A 24,648-nucleotide genomic window follows, 5' to 3' on the forward strand; every position below is an offset into this window, starting at 1 on the left:
GACGTCCGGGCGATGTCCACGAACGACGTCGGGCAGCGCCCCTCTCCCCCGCGGCCGGCCGCTGATGTGTACCGGCGGGGGCGCGCTATGCCGCGCTGTACGGCGGCAGTCGTCGTGTGATCCGGTCGAACAGGTCCGTCAGCGGCTCGCCGATGTCCCGGCCGAACTCGGTCAGCCCGTAGGTGACCTGGGGCGGTGTCGTGGGCTCGACCTCCCGCCAGAGCAGGCCGTCCCGCACCAGCGTGCGCAGGGTCTGGGCGAGCATCTTCTCGCTGATGCCCTGGATGCTCTCGCGCAGCTCGTAGAAGCGAAGGGGGTTGCTCCGCAGGGAGATCAGTACCCAGATGCCCCACCTGCTGGTCACGTGGTCGACCATGTCGCGGGCGGGGCAGTCGGTGTGAAACACGTCATACCGCTTCTCCGCCTCGGCCTGTCCGGGCTGCGCGCTTCCTGCCATGTCATGAGCTTACCTGAGGGTATGTCCTTACCGAAAGTTAGCCCGGACTCCTAGCGTGAGGGCCACAGAGGACATCCGACAAGGAGCTGTTCATGATCGTGGTGACCGGGGCTACCGGAAATATCGGCCGACCGTTGACGCAGGCACTGGCCGAGGCGGGCCGGAAAGTGACGGCTGTGTCGCGGCACCCGGCGGCGGTGCCCGACGGCGTCCGCCACGTGGTGGCCGACCTGGCCGAGCCGGCCGGCCTCAAGCCCGTGCTGGCCGGGGCGGAGGCGCTGTTCCTGCTGCTCTCCGGCGACCTGCACGCCGCCGGCGCCAACCCTGCCGACATCATCGGCGAAGCCGCGGCCGGCGGGGTCCGCCGGGTCGTCCTGCTCTCCACGCTGGGCGTGGTGACCAGGCCCTCCGGTCGGACGCGGATCGCGATGCGCGCGCTGGAGGACGTGCTGCGGGGGTCCGGCCTGGAGTGGGCCGTCCTGCGGCCGGGCGGCTTCGCCTCCAACGCCCTGTGGTGGGCCGATTCCGTCCGCACGCGACGGGTCGTCGCCGCGCCCTTCGGCGACGTCGGGGTGCCGATCGTCGACCCGGCGGACATCGCCGAGGTCGCGGCAGCCTGCCTGCTGGAGGACCGGCACACCGGCGGCTGCTACGAGCTGACCGGCCCGGAGGTGATCACTCCGCGCCGGCAGGCGGAGGCCGTCGCCGCCGCGCTGGGCTCGCCGGTGAGGTTCCACGAGCTCACCCGCGAAGAGGCCAGGGCCGCCATGGCGCGGAGCATGCCGGCGGAGCTTGCCGACGACACGCTGGACATCCTCGGTTCCCCGAGCCCGGCCGAGCTGCGCGTCAGCCCGGACGTCCAGCGGGTCCTCGGCCGGGCGCCGCGCCCCTTCGCCGACTGGGCCGCCCGCAATGTCGCCGCGTTCCGCTGAGACCGGTCGACGCCGCCGGAACTGGCCGATGACCGACGCCGGGTGACGGCGCATCGGGTGCTGGACCGGGACCGTCGACGTTCCGGTCCGGCGCCGCCGCGACGACAGCCGTCAGCCGTCAGCCGTCAGCCGTCAGCCGTCAGCCGTCAGCCGTCAGCCGTCAGCCGTCAGCCGTCAGCGTGAACATGCCGGAGTTGCCGACCTGCTTCGCGACAGATCCGAGCGTCCCCCGGATACCTTCCCCCGGTACACCGATCGGTCAGGGCGAGCTACGACCCGGGGGACCCCATGGCAGTCCTGTTCAGCATCGTCCCCCTCCTCCTGATCGGCCTCGCGGTGTGCGGTGCCGTCGTCGTGCTGCGCCGTGCCCGCCAGGTCAGCAGCGCCTGGTCCAGCGGGATCACGGCCGAGGCACGGTGCATCAGGTCGTACACGACGACCAGCAGCAGCAGCAGCGGGGACAGCTCGGTGAGGACGACGCTGCACACCGTCTACGAGTTCACGACCCGGGACGGGCGCGTCATCCGGTTCGATGAGACGGACGGACCGTCGACCAGGGTCGAGGGCGACATCGTGACCGTGCACTACCTGCCGGAGCACCCCGAACGCGCCACCGCCAAGCTCCCGGCGCCAGGGAAGCTCGCCGCGAGCACGGGCTGCGCCCTGCTCTTCATCGGCGTGTTCATCGCCTTCGCCGTCTTCCTCATCGTCGTGGCGAACTCGGCCGGCTCGATGCACTGACACCCGCCCTCCACGCCTTCCGACGACCGGGCGCCCCTCGCACGTCCAAGGCTGCGGCCGGCCGGCGAGCACCCCGGCGAGCACCCCGGCGGGCGCACTTCACGGGCTCGTTAGGGTCGCAGGCATGACACCCCTTGCCGGCAGTGCCTTCGACTCGCTCCGTCTCGACGCCGTGTCCGACCAGGAGGCGTTGCGCCGGGCCTACGAACTCCCCGGCGTCGCGGCCGTACGCAAGCAGACGGCCGAACTCACCGAGCACACAAGGCGGTTGATCGGCTGCGCAGCGCTGGTCCTAGTCGCCAGCGCGGACGCCGAGGGCAACTGCGACGTCTCCCCGCGCGGCGGCCCCGCCGGGTTCGTCGCCGTCCTGGACGCACGGACGGTGGCGATACCGGACGCGACCGGCAACAAGCGGCTGGACACCCTGCAGAACGTCATCGCCACCGGACGGGCCGGGCTGCTGTTCATCGTCCCCGGGCGGACCACCACCCTGCGGGTGAACGGCCGGGCCGTCGTCTCCACCCGCCCGGAGCTGCTGTCGCAGCTGACCGCCGTGGGAAAGCCGCCGGCCAGTGCGCTGGTGGTGGGGATCGAGGAGGTCTACCCGCACTGCCCCAAGTCGCTGCTGCGCAGCGGGGCCTGGAAGCCGGAGCAGTGGCTGCCGGCGGACGCCCAGCCGACCTCGGCCGAGGTGACCCTGGCCCAACTGCGGATGCCGGAGCTGACGATCGCCGACATCGAGCAGGTGGAGGCGGACTCGCTGAAGTACCGCTACGAGTAAGGCACTTGACCTTGCATGCGGAGGCCCCTGGCGGCAGCCGGGGTTCTCCGCGGGGCCGGGCCGTCGTTCGGGCGTGGGCGCGGTGGTGGGCCGGGGCCGCGTGCGGGCCGGTGTCGTCGTGGCCGGTGTCCGGGCCGGCGTACCGGTCCCCTGTGCGGGAGCCCGGAACGGGGTCGTCTACCGGGGGGCGGCGGCCGGTGCCGCTTCGGCCGCGGAGGCGTCGCGCAGGCCGAGCCGCAGGTGCTCGACATGGAAGAGGGCCTGTTCCAACAGCTCGGCGACGTGGCTGTCGTAGAGGGCGTAGACGATGGAACGGCCCCGGCGTTCTCCGGTGACGAGTCCGAGGTTGCGCAGCAGGCGCAGCTGGTGGGAGCAGGCGGAGGCTTCCATGCCGACGGCTTCGGCGAGGTCACCGACCGCGCAGGGGCCTTCCTGGAGGCGGGCCAGGATGTACAGCCGCGAGGGGGTGGCCAGGGCCTGGAGGGTGGCGGCGACGTCGGTGGCCCCCGCCGCGTCCAGGCGCTCGCGGGGGGTGGCGTGGTGGTTGCCGTCGGCTCCGTGACCCATGGCGCTCATCCTACCGACCACACATGAAGACCTGTTCAGATGTTCCTGTATGGTGGACGGGTCGCCGCCTTCCGCCCCTGAAGGGTTGTTCCGTCATGCCTTCCGACCTGCTCCAGCGGCCCGAAGGGGCGGCTCCGGCCACCTCGGGTACGGCGCCGAAGCGGCGTACGCGGGTGTTCGCCCTGGCCGAAGCCCGCTGGGCCGCCACGGCGCTGGCGCTGTTCCTGGCCGCCCTGCCGCTCCAGCTGACCGGCGCGCCCGCCTGGTCGTGGGGGCCGCTGTACGCCGCCGCCTACGTCGCGGGCGGCTGGGAGCCGGCCCGGGCGGGGCTGAGAGCGCTGCGGGAGAAGATCCTGGATGTCGATCTGCTGATGATCGTGGCGGCGATCGGAGCGGCCTCGATCGGGCAGGTGATGGACGGCGCGCTGCTGATCGTCATCTTCGCCACCTCCGGCGCCCTGGAAGCCCTGGCGACCGCCCGCACCCAGGACGCGGTCCGCGGTCTGCTCGACCTCGCGCCGGCCACCGCGACCCGGGTGGCCGACGACGGAAGCGAGTCGACGGTCCCGACGCAGAGCCTGGCGGTCGGGGACACCATCCTGGTCCGCCCCGGTGAGCGGGTCGGCGCGGACGGCCGGGTGCTGGACGGGGCCGGCGAGGTGGACCAGGCCACCATCACCGGGGAGCCGCTGCCGGTCGCGAAGGGGACCGGGGACGAGGTGTTCGCCGGCACCCTCAACGGGACCGGTGCGCTGCGGGTCAAGGTCGAGCGGGACGCCTCGGACTCGGTGCTCGCCCGGATCGTGGCCATGGTCGAGGAGGCCTCCGGGACCAAGGCGCCCGCCCAACTGTTCATCGAGAAGGTCGAGCAGCGCTACAGCGTGGGGATGGTCGTCGCGACCCTGGCGGTCTTCGCAGTCCCCCTCGCGTTCGGCGCGGAGCTGACCGGCTCCCTGCTGCGGGCGATGACCTTCATGATCGTGGCGTCGCCGTGCGCGGTGGTCCTGGCGACGATGCCGCCGCTGCTGTCGGCCATCGCCAACGCCGGACGCCACGGCGTCCTGGTGAAGTCCGCCGTCGTCATGGAACGGCTCGGGCAGGTCGACGCGGTCGCCCTCGACAAGACCGGCACCCTCACCGAGGGCACCCCCCGCGTCACCGACACGCTCTGCCTGGACGGCTCCGCGGTGGACGAGGACGCCCTGCTGGCGCTCGCGGCCGCCGCCGAGCACCCCAGCGAACACCCCCTGGCCCGCGCCGTCGTCGACGCCGCCCGCACCCGGGGCCTGGCCATCGCCGGGACGCGGGACTTCACCTCCGCTCCCGGGGTCGGCGTCACGGCCGTCGTCGGCGGTCACCTGGTCGCGGTCGGCGCGCCCGGCCGCCTCCTCGACAGCTGCGACGGTGCCGGCCGCGCCCGCGCCGCCGAGGCAGCGGCCGGCCTGGAGGACGGCGGCCGTACGGCCGTCCTGGTCCTGCGGGACGGGTCCCCGGTCGGCGTGCTGGGCATCGCCGACCGGCTGCGCCCCGACGCCGCCGCGACCGTCGCCGCCCTGACCGCGCTGACCGGCAGCACGCCGATGCTGGTGACGGGCGACAACCCGCGCTCCGCCGCCCGCCTGGCCGCCGAGGCCGGCATCGCCGGCGACGAGGTCCACGCCGGCCTCCTGCCCCAGGACAAGGTCGACGCCGTACGGCGCCTGGCGGCCCGCGGGCGCAAGGTGCTGGTCATCGGCGACGGCGTCAACGACGCCCCCGCGCTGGCCGCCGCCCACACCGGCATCGCCATGGGCCGCGCGGGCTCCGACCTCGCCCTGGAGACCGCCGACGCCGTCATCGTCCGCGACGAACTCGCCACCGTCCCCGCGGTCGTGAGCCTGTCGCGGGCGGCCTGCCGCCTGGTGGTGCAGAACCTGGTGATCGCCGCGGCGTTCATCTCCGGCCTGGTCCTCTGGGACCTGGTGGGCCACCTGCCGCTGCCCCTCGGGGTGCTGGGTCACGAGGGATCGACCGTCATCGTCGGCCTCAACGGCCTCCGTCTGCTGCGCGACGCCGCCTGGGACCGCGCGGTGAAGGACGTGCGGTGAGCCGCCGCACCAGGGAGGCCGCCGGCCCGGCCGCGGACACGGGCGTGCCCCGGGCCCCGGTGGCGGCGCCGACGACGTCGTAGGGAATCCCGCCCGCTTGCGGAACGCCGACCGCTGATCCGTCTGGCGCTGGTGTTCTTCGGGCTGGATCACCGGCATTCCGATGCCTCCCGGATGCCGGGAAATTCCCGCCCGTGCCGCGCTGCGGGCGCCCGGGCGCGGCGCTGTCCGGTTCGGCCGCTTCTCCACGCTGCGGATGACTGCCCCTGCCGGTCCGATACCGACTGCACCAGCAACTTTTTCATCGTTTACGCCTGCAGTATTCCATTCGAGTTCAGCTCCGGATGGCCGATAGTTACCCTCTGGGCGATATGTTTTCCGGATATCTGAAAGAGCGTGACCAGGTGGAACAACAGGAGGCGTGAATGCCCAAGAAGGCCGCATCATCGTGTGCAGAACAAACCGGCAGCGATCGTCTGACTCGTAATAATGGTCCGCTGGGGACGGCGGTACCTCCCAAGCGGATCAAGCCTGCGGAATTGGATGACAATGGTGATATCCGGGTCAATCCTTTCTTTGTCCCCCTGGGGGATATTCCCAGGGAAGTCATCCTCGATGGAAAGCCTGGCGCGGTCTGGCATTTCTCAGCCGTCCTGCGTGAGGACGTGAATGAACCGGGCGTCTTGCGGTGGGGTGTCACGCTGGGCAGCGAGGAGCTTCTGACGGCCATGGGCCGGATGGATTTCCTCAAGGTACTGGGCGGGCTGCGGAAAGGCGCACTCAAGCAGCAGGAGGAGAACCCGGGTGAAGAAATAAAATATCCGACCCAGGAGGATCTGAAGAGGAATATAGACGGGCTGGGGCATCCGACGATCGCCGTGGATTTCAAAATCAACGGAACGACGAAATCAGGGGATGCCGCAGTAAGTGGCGAATTCCGCTACGATCGGAATCGGAACCTGGGGACAGCGAACGACAAGTCGGGCCGCTACATGAGCGAGAAGGCCAGGCCCGAAAAGAAGGACAGGGACCCCGAGAAGATTGCGGACTGGGGCAGGATGGTCGCGGAGAAGTTCGGCGAGCATCTGAGAGTCCCCGTTGTTTTCGAACAGATAAAGACGGTCGCGAATCCTATCGCAGGTCAGGCCATGCTTCTTCAGCCCCCACGGGCCGATCCCGCTCCCCCGGCGGCTCCCCGAGCCCAACCTGCTCAGGCGAGCTCGAGTAATAACGTGACGAGACGATCCCGTTGACCTTGACCTTGACCTGAATGGGTCAATTGAGGGATGCCGCGCTTTCTCGCGTCAAGCCCGCATCAGCCGCCAGGCCGGCCGGTGCAGGATGCCGCCGGCCGGGGCGGGGCGGCGGCCGGCGGGACGGAAGATTCGTTTCTGCTGTGCCTGTGTCGAGTTCACGCATCCAGGAGGGTCTCGGTGGGGCCGCAGGCGATGCCGTAGGAGATCTCCCCGGGCCGGCTGACGCTGCGGCGCCGCGAGGACCCGGCGCCGGCCGTCCTGGCCGTGCCACGGCCTCTCCGCCAGCGACGACGGACGACGGTGCCGTGCCGGGTGGTGGTCATGGCATCGGGGGCATCGGCCCGTTCCGGCTCGGAGCGCCGGCCCGTGCTGAAGCCGCGAACGGCATCCGCCGGCACCCGTCCGGACGGGATCCTGCCGGCGATGGCGGGCGGACCATCGCCTTCGCCCTGGCCGCCTTCGCGGCGAAGGCGACCGTGCCGTCGATGGCCGCCCGCGGGCGGCGTTCCCGGCCGTCCGTCCATGACGGGCCTCCCGCTCTCCGAGGTGTGCGACGACGTGGTGCGAGACCGTGGATCCGTGCCACCCGCTTCGGGGTGCCTGCGATGTGCGACGTGCGGATGTCGTCGGCGTACCGGTCGAGGGGCGGGGCGGGCACCCGGCCGCCGTGTTCCGCCCACTCAGCGCGGCCGCTCGTCAGGTCCTGGGTTGCCGAGCCGGTTCTCGCCGGCCGCGACGGGGGGGACCTGGCTCTGCGGTGCGGTGAGCAGGCCGTACACCACCAGCCGCAGGGCGGCCTGCAGTTCCTCGGTGACGTAGCCGGGCGCGGCGGAGGTCTGCTGGCACCAGCGGTAGAGGGTGCCGAGGTAGATGTCGCGCAGGATGTGACCCACCCGCTGCGCGTTGACGTCACCGGCCAGTTCCCCGCTGTCGTAGCCCTGGGAGACGATGCGGGTGAAGATGTCGGCGACGTAGGGTTCCTCGACCAGCGGCCGGCCGGCCTTGACCCAGGCCGTGAGCATGGGCGCCGTGAGGTCGCGTTCGTCTTCGTTGATCTCGCTCAGGACGTTCATACAGCGCCAGAGTTCGTCGAGGGAGGTGCCGGGTCGGACTGGGGTGCTGTTGCTCATGGACGACATGAGTTTCTCCCGGCGTCGTTCGCCCCACGCGCTGATGATGTCCTCTTTGCGCTGGAAGTAGTTGAAGAACGTACCGCGGGCGACGTCCGCCCGTTCCGCGATCTGGTCGATCGAGGTCCCGTCGTAGCCCTGTTCCCGGAACAGGGTGAGCGCCGAGGAGTAGAGGCGTTCTTTTACCTTCTGCTTGTTCCTCTCCCTACGGCCGAGCGAGCCGACCGCTTCTGCTGTCTGGGTGCTCATCGAAAGTCTCCTAGCTCTGTGGGCCGGCCGCACTCGATCACGCGCCGGCGGGGCGGCGCCGAGTGGCGGCGCCGGGAGTGGCGGCGCCGCGTCACATGGTGAACCACACCCGAAATTTTTATACCACAGTGCAAGAATGTGTTGAAGTCTCGTTCTCGCAGACAGGGGTGCGGACGGAGCCCCGACCGGGTGCCCCGTCCGCACAGGTTGCGTTCACCGCGCAGGCGCCTCGGGTCAGGTGTACTGCTCTCGCTGCATGAGCAGTTCGATCTTCTCTATGCTTTCGTCGCCGAGCAAGCGTCCCGCCGTGATGTCCCAGCCGCACTCGGTGCGCAGCTGCTGCCTGAGCTGGGCGGCCATCAGCGAGTCGAGCCCCAGGTCCCGCAGGGAGCGGCGCCGGTCGAGGTCGCCGACCGCCATGCCGAGCAGTGCGGCGGCCCGGGTGCTCAGTTCCTCGCCGGCGCGCGGGGACCGGCTCGCGGCCATCCCGGCGGTCACCTCACGGGGAGTGGGGATGACCGTGCGGGATGCGCGCGGGCGGAGCGGCTGGCGCTGAGGTGTGCGGATGGCTCCCGGCAGGCCGCGTACCGCGGAGGACAGCATCCAGCCCAGTCCCGTCAGGCGGGAGGTGAGGGCGGACGTTGCGGGGTCGGTCTGGGCGGGGGGGCCGGAAAGGCGGCGCAGGCGGATGCCGGTGAAGCGGGCGAGCTCCCGCCCGTCGGGGGCGAGCAGCAGGACGTGGGCGCGGGCGGTGCGGTTGTTGTGCGCCTGGAAGGAGCACACGGACCAGAACTCGTCGCTGGGCTCGTCCAGGAGGCGGACCCGGTCGAATCCGGTCGGCACGTAGGGGGCCGAGTGATCGCCGGCCGGCCATGCGGCGATGAGGGGCAGCAGCCCCGCCTCCCACGCGGCGGGCAGGGGTGCCTTGGGCAGCCGCAGGCGTGCCACCGCCCGGCCGTCCTCACGCCACAGCTGTTCCACCGCGCGGAAGGGTTCGCCTATCTCGATGCCCCGCCGCCTCGCGAGGTCCTCGAAGTCGGCCGCCGGGAGATACCGGCGGCACCGGGCCAGGGCGGCGTCGATGCTGCCCGCGCTCCGGGCGGCGGGATCGTCCTGCACCTGTGCGAGGTGTCCGGACGCGAACAGGACGCGGTCCGCCGGGCCGGGGCCGGTCATCTCCGCCCGCACCGGGCGGGTGCCGTCGGCGCGCGGCCGGGCGACCGTGACCTGGAGGTCGCTGTCGACCGCGCTCTCGGCGTCGACGGGTTCGTCGCCGAGCCGGACGTTCTCCAGGGCGAGGGCGCTGCCGGGGACCGCCTGCCGGCCGGCCTCCAGCATCAGGGCGAGGGGGACGACGGGCGGCACGGCGGCGAATCCGGCCACGCGTACGCCGCCGGCCCAGTCGGCGGCGCCCAGCTGGCCCAGGCTCGCGCCGAGTACGCGGGTGGCGGGGACCGCGGCGGGCAGGGGGGCCGTGTCCGTCCGGTACTGGGAGGTGTCCCAGGAGTAGGGGGGCAGGGCCACGGGCGGGGTCCGTGTGCCGTACCAGCGGGTGAAGTCGATCCGGCCGCCGGCGGCGAAGAAGCGGCCCGCGGAGCGGATCAGTTCGGTGTGCTCGTCCTGGCCGCGCCGTACGGACGCCACCACGGATCCCTCCAGTCCGTGGGTGAGCAGCGTCTCCTCGACGGCTGCGGACAGCACCGGGTGGGGGCTGATCTCGACGAAGACGCTCGGTTCGCGCTCGGCCACCGTACGGACGGTGTCGGCGAAGCGGACGGGCCGGCGGAGGTTGTCCATCCAGTAGGAGGCGGTGAGTTCGGGCCCGGCGAGGGGCCGGCCGGTGACCGTGGAGACCATGGCGCAGCTGGTGTCGGCCGGGGTGAGGCCGCTCAGGAGGTCGCCCAGGTCGGCGCGTAAGGGCTCCATGTCCGGGGAGTGGGAGGCGACGTCGACCTTGACCCGCCGGCACAGGACGTTCTGTGCGCGCAGCCGTTCCTCGAGGGCGGTCAGGGCGGTGCGGTCGCCGGCGACGACCGTGGTGGTCGGGGAGTTCTCGGCGGCGACGCAGATCTGGTCGGCGTAGGGGGCGATGGCCTGGCGGGTCGCGTCGGGGCCGAGTTCGACGACGAGCATGGCGCCGTGTCCTTCGCGGCGCCGCATGAGCCGGCTGCGGCGGCAGATGACGGCCGCGGCGTCGGCGGGGGACATGGCGTCGCTGATGCGGGCGGCGGCCACCTCCCCCATGCTGTGGCCGATCACGGCGTCGGGCCGCACTCCCTTCTCCTGCCAGGCGGCGGCCAGGGCGACCTGTATCGCCCACAACGCGGGCTGTACGACGTCCACTTCGGTGGGCAGCGCGTCGGCGTCCCGGGTGAGCAGGTCCAGTACGGACCATCCCGCCTCGCGGCGCACGGCCCGGTCGCAGATCTCCAGGGCCTCCTTGAAGGCGGGGGAAGAGGCGAGCAGGCCGCGGCCCATGCCGAGCCACTGCGAGCCCTGTCCGGGCAGGACGAAGACGGTCCGCCGGGGGGTGGCGGTGCCCGCGTCGCAGGTGCCTCCGTCGGGGTGGCTGCCGCCCTCGGCGAGGGTGCGCAGCACCGCGGCCAGCTCGTCGTGGGTGCTGCCGACGGCCCACAGGCGGTGCGGATGCGCGTCCCTGCGCAGGGCGGCCGTCGCGCAGGCATCGTCCAGGGGTATGTCCCGGCCGGCTCCGGCGGGCTCCAGCCAGGAGGCGAAGGAGGCGGCCCGGCGCAGCAGGGAGGCGCGGCTGCGGGCGCTCAGGACGAGGAGCCGCGGTCCGGGGAGGCCGGGCTCGGGGCGGGCGGGCCGCTCGGGCGCCGGGAGGTGTTCGGCGAGCACGACGTGGGCGTTGGTGCCGGTCAGTCCGAAGCTGCTCACGCCCACCAGTGCCCGGGGGCCCGCCTTCTTGAGCGGTGTGTTGGCGCGTACCACCTCGACGGGTATCCGCTTCTCCGCGAGCAGGGGGTGGGGTTCTTCGAGGTGGAGGGAGGCGGGGATGACGCCGTGCCGGGCGATGAGCGCCGCCTTGATCAGTCCGGCGAGTCCGGCGGCGGCCTCGGTGTGGCCGATGTTCGTCTTCACCGAGCCCGTCCGCAGGGGGGTGCCGGCGTCGCGTCCGGGGCCGGTGGCCTGGGCGAGTGCCTGGAGTTCGACGGCGTCTCCGACGGGGGTTCCGGTGCCGTGCGCTTCGACGTAGTCGAGGTGGGCGGGGTCGACGTTCGCGCTGCGGCACGCCTCCCGCAGCATCTGGGCCTGCCCGTCGACGGAGGGGTGCAGCAGGAGTCCGCTGGCCTTGCCGTCGTTGGTGACGGCGCTGCCCAGGAGGAGGGCCACCACGTCGTCGCCGTCGCGCAGTGCGTCGGGGAGGCGTTTGAGGACCACCGCCGCCACTCCCTCGCTGCGTACGAAGCCGTCGGCGTGGGCGTCGCCGAAGCGGCAGCGGCCCCGGGCGGAGAGCATGCCGCCCTGGGAGTAGGCGATGGAGTCGGCCGGGGAGAGGATGACGCTGACGGCGCCCGCGATGGCCAGGTCGCTCTCGCCGGTCAGCAGGCTCTGCCGGGCGGCGTGCACCGCCACCAGTGACGAGGAGCATGCCGTGTCCAGGACGACGCTGGGGCCGCGCAGGTCCAGCGCGTAGGAGACCCGTCCGGCCGTCGCGGCCCTCAGCCGGCTGCCGACCATCTCGCGTACGCCGCGCTCCAGCGGGCCGGGGCCGACCTCGGCGTAGTCGGTGGTCGCCTGTCCGACGAAGACGCCGCCGCGGGTGCCGGCCAGGCTGGAGGGCCGGACTCCGGCGCCTTCCAGTGCCTCCCACACGACCTGGAGCAGGATGCGCTGCTGCGGGTCCATGCCGCGGGCTTCCACCGGGGAGATCCCGAAGAACGCGGCGTCGAAGCCGAAGACGTCGTCCAGGAAGCCGCCGTGGCGCGAGACGGTCTTGCCCGCAGTGCCCGGCTCCGGGGCGTAGTGGTCCGTGATGTCGAAGCGGTCCGGCGGGACGGGACCGACCGCGTCGGTCCGGGCGATGAGTCCCTCCCAGAACTCCTCCACCCCGCCGGCTCGCGGAAACCGGCATCCCATGCCGACGATCGCGACAGCGTTGTCCAGCTCTTCCGAGTGCTCCATGTCCGTTGACCACCTTTGGGTGCGGAGGAAGGCAAGGGCGACGACGCGTCGAACGACGGTCGCCGTCACACACGGCTGCAAGTGCCGTACAGATATACACCAGAGGCCAACTTTGTACCTAGGAGTTGATGGAGATCCGCAAAAACAGGTCTGAAGAGGGTCGTTTTGTCCGCATATGCACAACAAAACGAATCCCTGATGCCGAGAAATGTGACGTGGGCCACAGTCATTATTTTGGACTTGCGTCCATCTATCTATCGGCATCTATTCTTACGTTGCGATCGAAACTTGCATGGCGGTAACTCAAGCGGTCCGGCGCGGCGCTACGCCGCCCCCGCTTGGCGGCACCCGGCTCCGGGTGAACCAGCGACTTGGTTCGCGACCCGGCCCCGGCTCCTCGATACGTCGGCTGATCACGAATACGGAGACGAACCGATGCCCGACCGGACACTCCACGTCGCAATCATCGGGATGGGCCCGCGTGGCCTGTCCGTCCTGGAACGCCTTGTCGCACGCCTGACGGCCACCCGCCCTCCGCGGCCGGTACGCATCCACACGATCGACCCCGGCGAGACGGGTGCCGGCCGCATCTGGCGCACCGACCAGCCGGACACCCTGCTGATGAACACCGCCGCCGGCGAGGTGAGCCTCTACTCGGGCGAACCCGACGACGGGCCCTGGCGCGCCGGTGCGGGACCCTCCCTCCACCAGTGGCTGGAAGCGGTGCCCCAGCCGGAGGTGGAGAACCCGACCCCCAACACCTACGCGCCACGCCGGGTCTACGGCCGCTACCTGCACGACGCGTTCGACCGGATCGCCGCCGCCCTCCCCCCGGACGTGACCGTCTCCCCGGTGACGGCGCGGGCCAGAAGCCTGCGCCGGGACGGCGACGGCCGCTACACGATCACCACCAGCGAGGGCCGGACCATCAGCGTCGACAAGGCCGTCATCACCACCGGGCACCCCCACCACATCGCCGGGACCACCGACCGCGACCTGCTGGACTTCGCCTCCCGCCACCGCGGCACCCGCTACCTGCGCGGCACCTCCGCCGCCGACATGGAGCTCGACGACCTGACCGCCGGAACCACGGTGGGCATCCTCGGACTCGGGCTGACCTTCTACGACGTCGCGGCGGAGCTGACCGTCGGCCGTGGCGGCCGCTTCGTGCAGCGGTCCGACGGCAGCCTGGAGTACGCGCCTTCCGGCCACGAGCCGCACATCCTCGCCGGCTCGCGCAGCGGACTGCCCATGCTGGCCCGCGGGCACAACCAGAAGGGCCCCCACTACCGCTACCAGCCGGTGTTCTTCACCCCCCAGGCCCTCGCCGACCTGCGCCGGGAGAACCGCTCGGCGACGGGTGACGGCCAGTTACGTTTCCGCTCGCAGGTCCTGCCGCTGATGCTCCGCGAGGTCGAGCACGTCTACTACACGACCCACGTACGGCGCCGGGACGGCGAACGCGCGGCGGAGGTCTTCGGCAACTGGCACCGCTCCGTGGCCGGCGACGCCGAGGCCACCGCGACCCTGCTGAAGGAGGCCGGCCTCGACGACCTGCCCCCGATCGACCTGGAGACCATGGCCCGTCCCTTCACGGGCGAGACCTTCACCAGCCCGGGCGCCTTCCACGAACGGCTGATCGCACTGCTGCGCAAGGACGCCCGCGAGGCCGAGGAGGGCAACCTCGACAACCCGCTCAAGGCGGCCCTGGACATCCTGCGCGACATCCGCGGAGTGGTGCGCGACGCGGTGGAGTTCTCCAGCCTCCACCCCGACTCCCACCGCGACGAGTTCCTCGGCTGGTTCAACCCGATCAACACCATGGTGTCCGCGGGCCCCCCGGCCGTGCGCGTCTCCCAGGCGATCGCCCTCATCGAGGCCGGCGTCCTGACCGTGGTCGGCCCCAGCCTGCGCATCGGGACGGACGAGGACACCGGCCGCTTCACCCTGGAGTCACCGCAGGTCGGCACCTCCCGCCAAGAGACCAAGATCCTCATCGACGCCCGCATTCCGCGCGCCGACGCACGCGTCGACTCCTCCCCCCTGATGCGCCAGCTCATCGACGACGGCCTGGCGTCCGTGCACGTCAACATCAACGCGCGGGACGGAGCCCGGTTCGCCACCGGCGCGCTGGCGGTGACCGAGAAGCCCTACCGCCTGGTCGACGCGACCGGCCGGCCCTCGCGGGGCCTGTACGCGCTGGGCATCCCGACCGAGGACCTGCGCTGGTTCACCCAGATCGGCAACGGCCGGCCCGGCCCCATGGTCGGCTTCCACACCGACGCCGACGCCATCGCCGCCGACGTCCTCGGCGTGAAACCGCCCATCGGCGCGCACCCCGTGCGGCACTCGCTGCCCACCACCACGCTGTCCCGGCCCATCGGCGCCGACCACTGACCCGGCGTCCCCCCCTTCGAAGGAGCACCGCAGTGACAGGGCACAACCCCGCCGCCACCGAGGAGTTCCGCACGGCCCGCGACCTCCTCCTCTCCCTCCGCACCGACCACGACACCGCCGCCGCCCGATTCACCTGGCCACGCCCCACGCACTTCAACTGGGCCTTCGACTGGTTCGACCACATCGCCCGCGGCAACGACCGCATCGCCGTGAAGATCATCAGCCCCGGCCGCCCGTCCGAGTCCGTGACCTACGCGGAGCTCTCCGAGCGCTCCGCCCGCGTCGCCAACTGGCTGCGCCGCCTCGGGGTACGGCCCGGCGAACGCCTCCTGCTCATGCTCGACAACCAGGTCGCCGTCTGGGAGGCGCTGCTCGCGGCGATGAAGGTCGGCGCCGTCGTCATCCCGACCTACACCACCGTCTCGCAGGCCGACCTCCACGACCGCCTCACCCGCGGCGACGTGGCGCACATCATCACCGCCGACCACCTCACCGGCGCCTTCGCCGAAGCACCGGAGCACCTCACCCGCATCGCCGTGGGCGCCGCCACCCCCGGATGGACGCCCTACCACGAGGCCTACGCCGAGTCCCCCGAGTTCCGCCCCGACCGGCTCACCCACGCCGACGACCCGCTGTTCGTCTACTTCACCTCCGGTACCACCTCCCGGCCCAAGATGGTCTCCCACACCCACAGCAGCTACCCCATCGGCCATCTGACCGGCATGTACTGGAACGGCCTCGTCCCCGGCGACATCCACGTCAACATCTCCGCACCGGGCTGGGCCAAGCACGCCTGGTCGAGCTTCTTCGGCCCCTTCAACGCCGAGGCGAGCGTCCTGTCGGTCAACCTCCCCGCCGGCGGCGACCCGAGGGTCCTCCTGGACATCCTCCGCGAGGAACACGCCACCAGCCTCTGCGCCCCGCCCACCGCATGGCGCACCCTCCTCCAGCACGACCTGGGCGAACGCCCGCCCACGCTGCGCGAGGCGTCGTCGGTCGGCGAACCGCTCAACCCCGAGGTCATCGACCGTGTCCGCGGCGCCTGGGGACTGACCGTGCGCGACGGGTACGGGCAGACCGAGACCACCGCGCAGATAGGCAACACCACCGCCCTCCCCGTCCGCCCGGGCTCGATGGGCAAGCCCCTGCCGGGCTACCCCATCGTCCTGGTCGACCCCCGCACCAAGGAGCGGGGCGACGAGGGAGAGATCTGCATCGACCTGGCCGAACGTCCTGTCGGCATCATGAGCGGATACCTGGGCGACGCCGAGAAGACCGCCCGCACCCTCGCCGACGGCCTCTACCACACCGGTGACATCGCCCGGCGCGACAGCGACGGCTACCTCACCTACATCGGCCGCACCGACGACGTCTTCAAGTCCTACGACCACCGGATCTCCCCGTTCGAGCTGGAGAGCGTCCTGCTGCGCCACCCCGCGGTCGCCGAGGCCGCGGTGGTCCCGGTGCCCCACCCGGTCGGATACCAGGTCCCCAAGGCGCACGTGTCGCTCGCCGCCGGCCACCTGCCCACGACCGACACCGCCCGGTCCGTGCTGGCCTTCGCGGCCGAGAACCTCGCCCCCCACCAGCAGATCTCCTGCCTGGAGTTCGGCGGACTGCCCAAGACCACGTCGGGCAAGATCCGCCGGGCCGAACTGCGCGCCGCCCAGGAGTCCACCGCCGCCGCGTCCGCGCGGGAGTACCACGCCCACGACCTGCTCGAAAGCTCGGTCGTGCACGGCGCGCCGGGTCTGTGACCCGCTCCTTCCGGCCACGCCCGCCACCCGGTGTCCCCCTGCCCCAGCGCCCCCCTCCTTCCACGAACGACGCCCCCCACCACCACCTCCCCCACCCGCAGATCCCCGGCGGCCCAGCCCGCCCCTCACCCCAAGGACATCCCATGACGGACATCGCGTACGCACCGCAGCAGCGCCACATCGAGGTCATCAGCAACCTCTTCGGCACCGGACTGACCGACGGCAGCATCCTGTGGCGGCCCTACGTCCAGCCCGGCCGGGAGGCCGTCGACGTGCACTGGCTCTACACCGGCGAGGAGACCGGTCCCGACGGCGCGGAGGCGTACATCGCCCACTTCCGGCCCGGCGCGCACGGCGACCTCCACCGCCACCTGGGATTCGAGCTCCTGCTGATCCTGGAGGGGGAGCTCGTCAACGACAACGGTGACGTCTACCCCGCCGGCACCCTCGTCGTGGAACGCCCCGACAGCATTCACCGCGTCTCCAGCCCCGCCGGCTGCAAGATGCTCGTCATCCGTGAGAAGCGCACCCTGCCCCTGCGGCCGGACGAACTGCCCGACACCGGTCTCGCCCTCGACGGCGCCCCGCTGACCTCGGGCTGACGCCCCGGGGCCGCCGCGCGCCGCGGCCGGCCACCGTCACACGCCTCCCCGGCGACAGGCCGCCGGGTGCCGGCCGGCCAGCGCCCGCCGGCACCCGGCCACCGCGCTGTCGCCCGTGCCGTCGTCCCGTACACACCACACCAGGAGCCCCTCGGTGCCCGACCAACTGCAGAAGACAGCCCCCCTCACCTCCCCCGCCGCCCCTCTGCCCGCGGCCGCCCCGTCGGACGACATCCAGGTGGGCAGGTCCGGCAAGCTCCACTCCTCCCGCTACAAGTGGGGAATCCTCGGCGTAGGCATCGGCGCACAGGCCGCGTTCAGCGCCGCGTTCCAGGGAATCCCCACCTCCGGCTCCATCATGCAGAGCGCCTACCGCCTCTCCACCGCCCAGCTCGGACTCGTCATGGCGGCCGTGACCTGCGGCATCGCGGTCACCGACGTGTTCTGGGGCATCCTGTCCGACCGGATCGGCGAACGAAAGGTCCTGATCACCGGACTCTCCGGGACCACGCTCTCACTGGCCGCCGTGACCACGTTCCTCGTGCCGTCCGGGGGGAGCATCCCCGCCTACTGGGCCCTCGCCGTCGTCCTGTTCATGGCCGGCGCCCTGGGCGGCTGCGTCAACGGCGCCTCGGGCCGCGCCGTGATGGGCTGGTTCCCGCCCGCCAAGCGCGGCTTCGCGATCAGCCTGCGCGTCGCCGCCGTTCCCCTGGGCGGCGCGATCGGCGCGGCGGTGCTCCCGCCGCTGGCGCTCGGCGCGGGGTTCCGCTGGGTCTTCGCCTTCCTCACCGCCATCACCCTCCTCGCCACCGTCGCGGTCGTGGTCTGGCTGGACGAACCGCCGCTGGCCAAGACCAAGAAGGACGGGGACCTGGCCGCCACGACCGTGCCCAACCCCCTCACCCGCTGGGACATCTGGCGGGTCGCCATCACCGCGTTCCTGCTGGACCTGCCGCAGTTCACGGTGCTCACCTTCGGCTCCGTCTTCCTGCACACCGTCAAGCACATGTCCATCCCGCGCATCGCCGTACTGCTGGTCATCGTCCAGGTCCTCGGCGCCGTCTCCCGTGTCTGGGGCGGGCGGTGGACCGACAACCACGGCGGCCGGTACCGCAGGAGCCTGGTGACCGTCTACAGCTGGATCATCGCCGCCGCCTTCACCGCGATCGCCGTCTTCGAGTCCGCCCCCGTCTGGACGGTGGCCGCCCTGCTCGTGATCGCCGGCTTCCTCTCCTGCGGCTGGCACGGCGTCCACTACGCGGAGATCGCCACCATGGCCGGCGCCGAACGCTCGGGCACCGCGCTCGGCCTGGAGAACACGATGGTCTTCGGCGGCGCGTTCGTCACCCCCCTGCTGATCCCGCCGCTGCTGTCGTTCTCGAACTGGCCGACCGTCATGCTCCTGGTCGGCGCTCTCCCCGCCGTCTTCTCCGCGCTCCTGATGCCCGCCGAGAACGCCCCCTGACCGGCGTACGACACGGCGTACGACACCAGCCGGACCCGGCCACCCCGGAGCTGCTCAAGCGGGTCGAGCAGCCCCGGGGTGGCTCCGCCACGTCCGGCCGGCCGGTCCGCCCGGGGTGCCGGCGCTCGCGCCGGGAGCGACGTCCCTCTTGCCGGCGGAACCGAACGGAAGGGGACCAGGGACCAGTACGGAACCGTACGGAGCCGGGATCCGTTGCGGGGACCTGAGAGCGAGTGGAAGGGTGCGGTGTGACACCGGGGCGTCCTTCCGGGCTCGCGCCGGGATCCCCGAACTCCCAGGAAGCGGAGCACAGATGACGGTCCATGGCACCGCGTACCGCATGATCCCGACAGGCGGCTGCCCGCACGCCGACAATGCGCGCCTCCTCGCCGCGAGCACCGTCACACCGGTCGTGCTGCCCGGAGAAGTACGGGGAACGGCGATCCTGGGACACGACGCGCTGCGGGAGTTCCTCACCCACCCCGACGTCGCCAAGGACGCCCGGTACTTCACCGCCCTGCACGACGGGCAGATCGCCGAGGGCTGGCCCCTGCTGACCTTCGCCACCGTACCGGGCATGACCACCGCCGACGGTGACGACCACCGCCGGCTGCGGTCCTTGGTGAGCAGGGCGTTCACCGCGGGCCGAGTGGAGCAACTGCGGCCGCGCGTCGAGGAGTTGACAGACCGGCTGCTGGACGACGTGGAGGACGCGGCGCGCGCCGGCGGCGGAGTCGCCGACCTGTACCGCCACTTCGCCATGCCGCTGCCGTTGGGGGTCATCAGCGAACTCCTCGGCGTCGACGCCGAACACCGGGAGACCCTGCACGAACTGAGCAACCAGGTGGGGGCCACCGACATCAGCCCGGAGAAGGCGATAGCCGCCAACCGCGACCTGGTGGCCCTGCTGGCCGGCATCGCCGCCGCCCGCGCCGAACGGCCGGGCGACGACCTCACCAGCGCGCTCATCGCGGCTCGCGAGGAGGACGGCGACCGGCTCAGTCAGGAAGAACTCATCGGCACCATGCTGCTGATGATCCACGCCGGGCACGCGACCACCCTGCGCCTGATCGGTAACGCCGTCCGCGCGCTGTGCGCCCACCGGGCGCAGCTCGACCTGGTGGGCGAGGGCGGGGCGACCTGGTCGGACGTGGTCGAGGAGACCCTGCGCTGGGATGCCCCGGTCAGTTACTTCCCCTTCCGCTATCCGGTCCGCGACCTCACGGTCGACGGCACGACGATCCCCGCCGGCACCCCGGTCCTGGCCGCCTACTCGGCCGCGGGCCGCGACCCGGCCGCCCACGGCCCGGACGCGGACCGTTTCGACGTCACCCGCCCCCGCCGCCCGGAGGCCACCCGCCACCTCTCCCTCGGCCACGGCGTCCACTTCTGTCTCGGCGCCCCCCTGGCCCGCCTGGAGGCCACCATCGCCCTGGAGCGGCTCTTCGCCCGCTTCCCGGACCTGGACGTCACGGTGGCGGACGCCGAACTCCCGCGCGTGCCCAGCTTCGTGGGCAACGGGGTGACCCGCCTTCCGGTACGGCTGAAGGCAGCGGCGGCCTGAAGACGACGCCCGCAGGTGTCAGTGAACTTCCTCCGTGGTCGTTCCTGGACGCTGTCCGGAGTCGATCTCGTCCCGCTTCACCCAACAAGATCTCCGGCTGCGGTACGTGGGCCTCGGCTGACGTAGGCGGCGGTTCCGGCGGCGGTGAGTACCGCCGCGACCACGGCCGCGGGCCGGCTGTCGGATGCCTGTGTCTGCCAGGTCAGCGCCTCCCCCGCGGTACCCATGCCCGGGAACACCGCCGCGCCGAGCGTCCACCCGAGAGGCAGGAACCACGACCGAGCGGTGCCGACCGTGGCCGTTCCCAGGGCGGTCAGGCCCAGCAGACCGGCCGCGTCGCGGACGACACATCCGAACGGCCCGAACCGTGTGCCGGTGAGCAGTGTGGCCAGCAGCAGCATGAGTACGCATCCCAGGGCCGTGGCCAGGTGGGACATCCGCAGCCATCCCCACGGTCTGGCCGCCGTGCGGTCCAGGGTGTCGTCGGGGCCTTTGAGCGTGGTGGTGGCGACGGCTACCAGGAGCAGGACCGTCAGAGCGAGTACGGTGCCGCTCACCTCGCCCTTGACGCCGAAGGCCGTCGCCGGCAGCCACGCGAGGGCGGTGCCCCCGACGGCCGCGCCGAGCGCCGCCGGCACCTGGCGCGAGCGGACGTAGAGCGTCAGTCCTGTCATCGGGCGTCTCGGCTCAGGAGGTCGGTGGTGTCCTGGCACTTCTGGGCGGCCCGGTAGACGGCGACAACCCGGGCTCCGGCCTCGGCTCGGGGCAGTGCCCGCAGTCCCTTCCAGAGTCTGACGGCGTCCGGGTCATCGAATTCGAGGCCATCGGGACCGGCGGCCGGCTCCCGGTCGAGCAGCCAGTAGGCCGCGGCGGTGGCGACTGTGAAGTTCCGGTTGTCTCCGCAGCTGAGAGGGCCGGTGAACGCTCCGGTGAGCATCGTCGGTTCGAGCCGTCCCGGGTGGGCGAGGTGACCGTGCTGGTCGACCCTGATCCCCATCAGCGCGGTGTCGGCCCGCGGCCTCGGTGACGTAGGAGGGGAGAATGTGGAGGTGTCCTCATGTGCCTCGACGATCGATGTCTTCGTCAGGAGTCCCAATGCGTGCCGGGCCTTGGGGGTCACCTCGGGCAGCAACCCTTCGTGCGCCCGGCTGACGCAGACCCGCGGGGTGTCGTCGGTGCACACCGGTTGCTGGGCGACCGGGTCGAGCGTCCCTCGGTCGTAGGCATCGCCGGTCGGCACCACCAGGGCCGTGGCCGTGGCCCCGATGGCCAGCGGCAGCAGCGCGGCGAACGCGACCTTACGGTTCTGGACGGCGAAGAGCACGACGCCGGCCACCGCGACCGCGGCCATCCAGAGTGCCTGGGCGGTGCTGACTCCGCCGTCGACGGTGTCGTAGTCGCTGAACATGCTCATCCCCATGGCCGGGGAGAACGCCGCCGCGAAGCCGTCGTCCGGAAGGGCTTGGGGCGCGAGGATCAGCAGCGCGAAGCCGATCACGGCCAGTGCGGGGGCGGTGGCGAGCGCCGGCACCAGGCGTCCGACGGCCAACCCGAGCCAGACCGAGGCGACCATCGCGACCAGCCCGACGGCCACGACGGCGAACGCGGCCGGCGGCAGGTAGCGCGCCGTGTCGGCGATCCGTGGTGCCGCCGCGAGGAGCGTGAGCAGGTAGGCGGCGAGTACCGCCAGGGCCGTCGTGGCCAGGATCGGCACCATGCGCTGCGGTCTCGGGCGGGGCACGGCGGCGAGCAGTTCGGCGACGTTCGCCCGGTGCTCGCGATAGGACTGCCAGGCGCCCGCGGCCATCGCAAGGGGTGAGAGAACCGCGAGGTATTCGCGCTGCGTCATGGCCAGCGCCATCCACCCCGTGGACCATCGGCCCGCGGTGGCGTGGAGGACGATCGTGCCGGCGACGGCGATCAGGAGCGCGGCGCCGAGGGCGGCCGAGCGCCGGAGCTCGATGCCGAGGATGCGGTTCATACGGTGCTCCGGTGCCGGCGCAGGAGTGCGGAGTAGCCGCGCTCCGCCGGACTGTCGCCCGCGTCGTCCTGCCCACCGCGGGCGATCAGGTCGTCGGGGGTGCCCTGGAAGAGGAGTCGGCCTTCGTTCATGAGGATGACGTCGGTGCAGGCAGCGACGACGTCCTCGACGAGGTGGGTGGAGACCAGCACGCAGCTGTCTGCGCCGAGGTCACGCAGCAGGGCGCGGAAGTCGAGACGCTGTTCGGGGTCGAGTCCGACGGTGGGCTCGTCGAGCAGCAGCAGGTCGGGGTCGTTCACGATGGCCTGGGCGATGCCGGCCCGGCGCAGCATGCCGCCGGACAGCGTCTTCATCCTGGCGTCGGCCTTGGCGGTGAGACCCACCCGATCGATCGCGCGTTGTACGGCGTCGGGTATCGCGGTTTTGGACATTTCCTTGAGCCAGGCCATGTACGCGACGAACTCACGGACGGTGAACCGCGGGTAGAAGCCGAACTGCTGCGGCAGATACCCGAGTTTGCGACGCACCTCGCGCAGGTCGGCCCGGCTGTCCACCTGCTCGCCGAGCAGCGTCAATGAGCCGCCGGCGGGCTTGACGACGGTGGACAGCGCGCGTATCAGCGTGGTCTTGCCGGCGCCGTTGGGGCCGAGCAGACCGTGCACGCCAGTAGTCAGCGTCAAGTCGAGTCCGTCGACGGCCAGGTGCCGGCCGGCCCGGACACGCAGTCCTTCCGCGTGGACGAGCCAGGGATGAAGGGTGGGAGCCGTTTCGGCAGCACGCACCGCTCGCATGGGTCTCTCCTGTTGATCATGTTGATGGGGGGGGTCAGTTGCCACTGGTCAGGCGACGGAAGTGTGTGGCGGCGAGCGGTGTGATCGCGGCAAGGGCCACGGTGGCCACCACCCAGTCGGCGGTGCTGCCCGGCTGCAGTACCGGGGACAGGGACTCGGCCGCCACACTCGGCAGCAGGACTGCCGCGGACCAGACCACCGCGAGTCCGATCGCCGCGCGCCGTACGCCGATGAGGGCGCCGAGCACGAGGGTGGCCCCCGTGAACGCCAGGCACGGCAGCAGGGTGAGAGCCAGCGAGGTTCCGGTGCTCACACCCGCCACCAGCAATGCCGGGAGCACCACGACGAGCACCGCGAGCGTCCGCCGCAGCACCATGGCCAGGCCGGCTGCCGGTGTGGTGGCGATCAGTTCCCAGGCGGGGTCGATCCGCCGGCTCCAGGCCACCGCGACGCCGGGCAGCGGAGCCACCGGGGCCAGCAGCAGCACGAGCGACGGCAGGCTCGGCTCGGCGGAGTCCAGGAGGACGCCACAGCCCAGCACCGCGACGGTCACCGCGAGCCAGGGCAGCAGCGTCCACGCGAGCCAGCGCCGGTGCACGGCCGCTGCCGGTGTGCGTTGCCGGGTCGGCGACGGGCTCGCTTCGATCGCCTGGCCGAGCGAGACGGCGACACGGTCGAGCAGATCCGTCGTGGCGGGGGTGGCCTTGGCGGCCAGTGACTCACGGCAGGTGGCGCAAGCGTCGAGATGGACCTCGATCGACCAGAGCGCGGCGTCGTCGAGTCCCTGCCCGCCGTCCGCGTAGCGGGTCAGGACCGTGGTGGTGGGATGAGTCATGAGAGCGCCTTCCGCAACGCGATCCGGGCCCGCCGCGCGCGGGTTTTCACCGTGCCCTCCGGCATACCGAGCAGCACCGCCGTCTGACGGACCGACAGATCGTCGAGCACCATCGCCTGCAACACCTGCCGCAACTCCGGTGGCAGCAGCAGCAGCGCCTGTTCGAAGTTCTGGTCGACGCGGTTCGCCATCACCTCGTCCTCGGCGGCCGGCGCGGTCGTATCGAGCAGGGCAACGGTCGGCACCCGCTCCTGCCGGGCGCGTCGGCGGAACGCGTCGACGAGACGGTTCGCGGCGATCGCCCAGAGCCAGCCGACCGCACTGCCCTCGGTCACGGAGCCCGCATAGCTGCCGGCCGCACGCCAGACCGCCAGGTAGGTCTCCTGGAGCACGTCGGCGACGACGTCGTCGTCGGCACAGCGGCGCCGGAGCCGCACCGCCAACCAGGGCGAAGTACGCCGGTACAACTCGTCGAACGCTGCCCGGTCACCACCGGCGACGCGACGCACGAGTTCTGCCTCGTCGGGATCTGCCATGCCTTTCACGATCAGGGAGACGAAACGACCGTCCATTCAGGTTCTCGGACGCTTCGGCGGCTGCCGAAAGCGACAGCGCCGCACGCCGAGCCCGAGGGCGTCCACATCGCCGACCGGCCCGGATCGCACCGTGGGCAGCTGCCCTGGATCGCCTCGCGTACGCGGGCCCCGGGCTCGCCGGCGCCGTTACCGGGCGCCAAGTCGACCCCCACTGCGAGACGTGGCCAACCCTCCGGCACGCGTCAGCTGATACGCGAGCACGTGCCGACCATGGCCCTGCGCGTCCCGTCCCACCCATCCGCCCCGCAGCAGGCCGGGGCCGAGTGCGGCATGAGGCGTGCCGCCCGGGGACGGACGTCGACCGGCCGGCCGGC

At 71.8% G+C, this 24,648-nt stretch carries 19 protein-coding genes and 1 pseudogene; 10 read left to right on the forward strand and 10 right to left on the reverse strand.

Annotation, left to right across the window (positions count from 1 at the left end; all coding sequences use genetic code 11):
- Nucleotides 1–85: 85 nt before the first annotated feature.
- On the reverse strand, nt 86–457 hold the full coding sequence (locus ABZT12_RS24580) for a helix-turn-helix domain-containing protein (protein ID WP_356388325.1): 372 nt from the start codon (nt 455–457) through the stop codon (nt 86–88).
- 92 nt (nt 458–549) lie between these two features.
- Between ABZT12_RS24580 and ABZT12_RS24585 the strand changes: the two genes are divergently transcribed.
- The 3 genes from ABZT12_RS24585 (at nt 550) to ABZT12_RS24595 (ending at nt 2,911) form a co-directional block, all read left to right on the forward strand.
- The gene (locus tag ABZT12_RS24585) at nt 550–1,389 is read left to right on the forward strand and encodes an NAD(P)H-binding protein (RefSeq protein ID WP_356388327.1); all 840 of its coding nucleotides are present in this window, start codon (nt 550–552) and stop codon (nt 1,387–1,389) included.
- A 288-nt stretch (nt 1,390–1,677) separates the two neighbouring features.
- Nucleotides 1,678–2,130, forward strand: a complete 453-nt coding sequence (locus ABZT12_RS24590; protein ID WP_356388329.1) for a DUF3592 domain-containing protein — start codon at nt 1,678–1,680, stop codon at nt 2,128–2,130.
- Between the two features lie 124 nt (nt 2,131–2,254).
- The gene (locus ABZT12_RS24595; RefSeq protein ID WP_356388331.1) at nt 2,255–2,911 is read left to right on the forward strand and encodes an MSMEG_1061 family FMN-dependent PPOX-type flavoprotein; all 657 of its coding nucleotides are present in this window, start codon (nt 2,255–2,257) and stop codon (nt 2,909–2,911) included.
- A gap of 177 nt (nt 2,912–3,088) precedes the next feature.
- On the opposite strand, the gene ABZT12_RS24600 is transcribed toward ABZT12_RS24595, so the two are convergent.
- A complete protein-coding gene (locus ABZT12_RS24600; protein ID WP_356388333.1) occupies nt 3,089–3,478 on the reverse strand; it encodes a metalloregulator ArsR/SmtB family transcription factor in 390 nt (129 codons plus the stop codon).
- A 95-nt stretch (nt 3,479–3,573) separates the two neighbouring features.
- On the opposite strand from ABZT12_RS24600, the gene ABZT12_RS24605 reads away from it, so the two are divergent.
- Together ABZT12_RS24605 and ABZT12_RS24610 are read left to right on the forward strand one after the other, a co-directional pair.
- Complete coding sequence (locus ABZT12_RS24605) at nt 3,574–5,565, forward strand: heavy metal translocating P-type ATPase (RefSeq protein ID WP_356388335.1); 1,992 nt, start codon at nt 3,574–3,576, stop codon at nt 5,563–5,565.
- Nucleotides 5,566–5,990: 425 nt separating this feature from the next.
- Nucleotides 5,991–6,818, forward strand: a complete 828-nt coding sequence (locus ABZT12_RS24610) for a hypothetical protein (RefSeq protein WP_356388337.1) — start codon at nt 5,991–5,993, stop codon at nt 6,816–6,818.
- 191 nt (nt 6,819–7,009) lie between these two features.
- Here the strand turns inward: ABZT12_RS24610 and ABZT12_RS24615 are convergent.
- The 3 genes and pseudogenes from ABZT12_RS24615 to ABZT12_RS24625 form a co-directional block, all read right to left on the reverse strand.
- Nucleotides 7,010–7,350, reverse strand: a pseudogene (locus ABZT12_RS24615) (IS701 family transposase); the annotation flags it as partial.
- A gap of 151 nt (nt 7,351–7,501) precedes the next feature.
- Complete coding sequence (locus ABZT12_RS24620) at nt 7,502–8,200, reverse strand: TetR/AcrR family transcriptional regulator (RefSeq protein ID WP_356388339.1); 699 nt, start codon at nt 8,198–8,200, stop codon at nt 7,502–7,504.
- A 234-nt stretch (nt 8,201–8,434) separates the two neighbouring features.
- On the reverse strand, nt 8,435–12,346 hold the full coding sequence (locus ABZT12_RS24625; protein WP_356388341.1) for an acyltransferase domain-containing protein: 3,912 nt from the start codon (nt 12,344–12,346) through the stop codon (nt 8,435–8,437).
- A gap of 435 nt (nt 12,347–12,781) precedes the next feature.
- On the opposite strand from ABZT12_RS24625, the gene ABZT12_RS24630 reads away from it, so the two are divergent.
- From ABZT12_RS24630 to ABZT12_RS24650, 5 genes are all read left to right on the forward strand, one after another.
- A complete protein-coding gene (locus ABZT12_RS24630; protein ID WP_356388344.1) occupies nt 12,782–14,743 on the forward strand; it encodes an FAD/NAD(P)-binding protein in 1,962 nt (653 codons plus the stop codon).
- A gap of 32 nt (nt 14,744–14,775) precedes the next feature.
- Nucleotides 14,776–16,500 carry an AMP-binding protein gene (locus ABZT12_RS24635; RefSeq protein ID WP_356388346.1) on the forward strand — a complete coding sequence of 575 codons (1,725 nt, stop codon included), beginning with the start codon at nt 14,776–14,778 and terminating at the stop codon, nt 16,498–16,500.
- A gap of 143 nt (nt 16,501–16,643) precedes the next feature.
- Entirely contained in the window at nt 16,644–17,102 is a 459-nt protein-coding gene (locus ABZT12_RS24640; RefSeq protein ID WP_356388348.1) for a cupin domain-containing protein, read from the forward strand.
- 154 nt (nt 17,103–17,256) lie between these two features.
- Nucleotides 17,257–18,567 (forward strand): MFS transporter, encoded by a 1,311-nt coding sequence (locus ABZT12_RS24645; RefSeq protein ID WP_356388350.1) that lies wholly within the window; start codon nt 17,257–17,259, stop codon nt 18,565–18,567.
- A gap of 313 nt (nt 18,568–18,880) precedes the next feature.
- Nucleotides 18,881–20,131: a cytochrome P450 gene (locus ABZT12_RS24650; RefSeq protein WP_356388352.1), complete on the forward strand. Its 1,251-nt coding sequence runs from the start codon at nt 18,881–18,883 to the stop codon at nt 20,129–20,131.
- 77 nt (nt 20,132–20,208) lie between these two features.
- On the opposite strand, the gene ABZT12_RS24655 is transcribed toward ABZT12_RS24650, so the two are convergent.
- The 5 genes from ABZT12_RS24655 to ABZT12_RS24675 are packed head-to-tail and all read right to left on the reverse strand — an operon-like array spanning nt 20,209 to nt 24,310.
- Nucleotides 20,209–20,805 carry a hypothetical protein gene (locus ABZT12_RS24655; RefSeq protein WP_356388354.1) on the reverse strand — a complete coding sequence of 199 codons (597 nt, stop codon included), beginning with the start codon at nt 20,803–20,805 and terminating at the stop codon, nt 20,209–20,211.
- Nucleotides 20,802–22,112 (reverse strand): hypothetical protein, encoded by a 1,311-nt coding sequence (locus ABZT12_RS24660; RefSeq protein ID WP_356388356.1) that lies wholly within the window; start codon nt 22,110–22,112, stop codon nt 20,802–20,804. Before ABZT12_RS24660 ends, ABZT12_RS24655 begins: the two co-directional genes overlap by 4 nt.
- Nucleotides 22,109–22,903: an ABC transporter ATP-binding protein gene (locus ABZT12_RS24665; RefSeq protein ID WP_356388358.1), complete on the reverse strand. Its 795-nt coding sequence runs from the start codon at nt 22,901–22,903 to the stop codon at nt 22,109–22,111. The genes ABZT12_RS24660 and ABZT12_RS24665 overlap by 4 nt, the downstream gene beginning before the upstream one ends.
- A gap of 34 nt (nt 22,904–22,937) precedes the next feature.
- On the reverse strand, nt 22,938–23,738 hold the full coding sequence (locus ABZT12_RS24670; RefSeq protein WP_356388360.1) for a hypothetical protein: 801 nt from the start codon (nt 23,736–23,738) through the stop codon (nt 22,938–22,940).
- Nucleotides 23,735–24,310 (reverse strand): RNA polymerase sigma factor, encoded by a 576-nt coding sequence (locus ABZT12_RS24675; RefSeq protein ID WP_356388362.1) that lies wholly within the window; start codon nt 24,308–24,310, stop codon nt 23,735–23,737. The genes ABZT12_RS24670 and ABZT12_RS24675 overlap by 4 nt, the downstream gene beginning before the upstream one ends.
- Nucleotides 24,311–24,648: the final 338 nt, after the last annotated feature.

It is taken from the genome of Streptomyces sp. NPDC005423 (genome assembly GCF_040606415.1).
Classification (GTDB): Bacteria; Actinomycetota; Actinomycetes; order Streptomycetales; family Streptomycetaceae; genus Streptomyces.

Coding starts and splice junctions, on each gene's coding strand:
- ABZT12_RS24580 (WP_356388325.1), bottom strand. CDS start 457: ATGGCAGGAAGCGCGCAGCCCGGACAGGCCGAGGCGGAGAAGCGGTAT.
- ABZT12_RS24585 (WP_356388327.1), top strand. CDS start 550: ATGATCGTGGTGACCGGGGCTACCGGAAATATCGGCCGACCGTTGACG.
- ABZT12_RS24590 (WP_356388329.1), top strand. CDS start 1,678: ATGGCAGTCCTGTTCAGCATCGTCCCCCTCCTCCTGATCGGCCTCGCG.
- ABZT12_RS24595 (WP_356388331.1), top strand. CDS start 2,255: ATGACACCCCTTGCCGGCAGTGCCTTCGACTCGCTCCGTCTCGACGCC.
- ABZT12_RS24600 (WP_356388333.1), bottom strand. CDS start 3,478: ATGGGTCACGGAGCCGACGGCAACCACCACGCCACCCCCCGCGAGCGC.
- ABZT12_RS24605 (WP_356388335.1), top strand. CDS start 3,574: ATGCCTTCCGACCTGCTCCAGCGGCCCGAAGGGGCGGCTCCGGCCACC.
- ABZT12_RS24610 (WP_356388337.1), top strand. CDS start 5,991: ATGCCCAAGAAGGCCGCATCATCGTGTGCAGAACAAACCGGCAGCGAT.
- ABZT12_RS24620 (WP_356388339.1), bottom strand. CDS start 8,200: ATGAGCACCCAGACAGCAGAAGCGGTCGGCTCGCTCGGCCGTAGGGAG.
- ABZT12_RS24625 (WP_356388341.1), bottom strand. CDS start 12,346: ATGGAGCACTCGGAAGAGCTGGACAACGCTGTCGCGATCGTCGGCATG.
- ABZT12_RS24630 (WP_356388344.1), top strand. CDS start 12,782: ATGCCCGACCGGACACTCCACGTCGCAATCATCGGGATGGGCCCGCGT.
- ABZT12_RS24640 (WP_356388348.1), top strand. CDS start 16,644: ATGACGGACATCGCGTACGCACCGCAGCAGCGCCACATCGAGGTCATC.
- ABZT12_RS24650 (WP_356388352.1), top strand. CDS start 18,881: ATGACGGTCCATGGCACCGCGTACCGCATGATCCCGACAGGCGGCTGC.
- ABZT12_RS24655 (WP_356388354.1), bottom strand. CDS start 20,805: ATGACAGGACTGACGCTCTACGTCCGCTCGCGCCAGGTGCCGGCGGCG.
- ABZT12_RS24660 (WP_356388356.1), bottom strand. CDS start 22,112: ATGAACCGCATCCTCGGCATCGAGCTCCGGCGCTCGGCCGCCCTCGGC.
- ABZT12_RS24665 (WP_356388358.1), bottom strand. CDS start 22,903: ATGCGAGCGGTGCGTGCTGCCGAAACGGCTCCCACCCTTCATCCCTGG.
- ABZT12_RS24670 (WP_356388360.1), bottom strand. CDS start 23,738: ATGACTCATCCCACCACCACGGTCCTGACCCGCTACGCGGACGGCGGG.
- ABZT12_RS24675 (WP_356388362.1), bottom strand. CDS start 24,310: ATGGACGGTCGTTTCGTCTCCCTGATCGTGAAAGGCATGGCAGATCCC.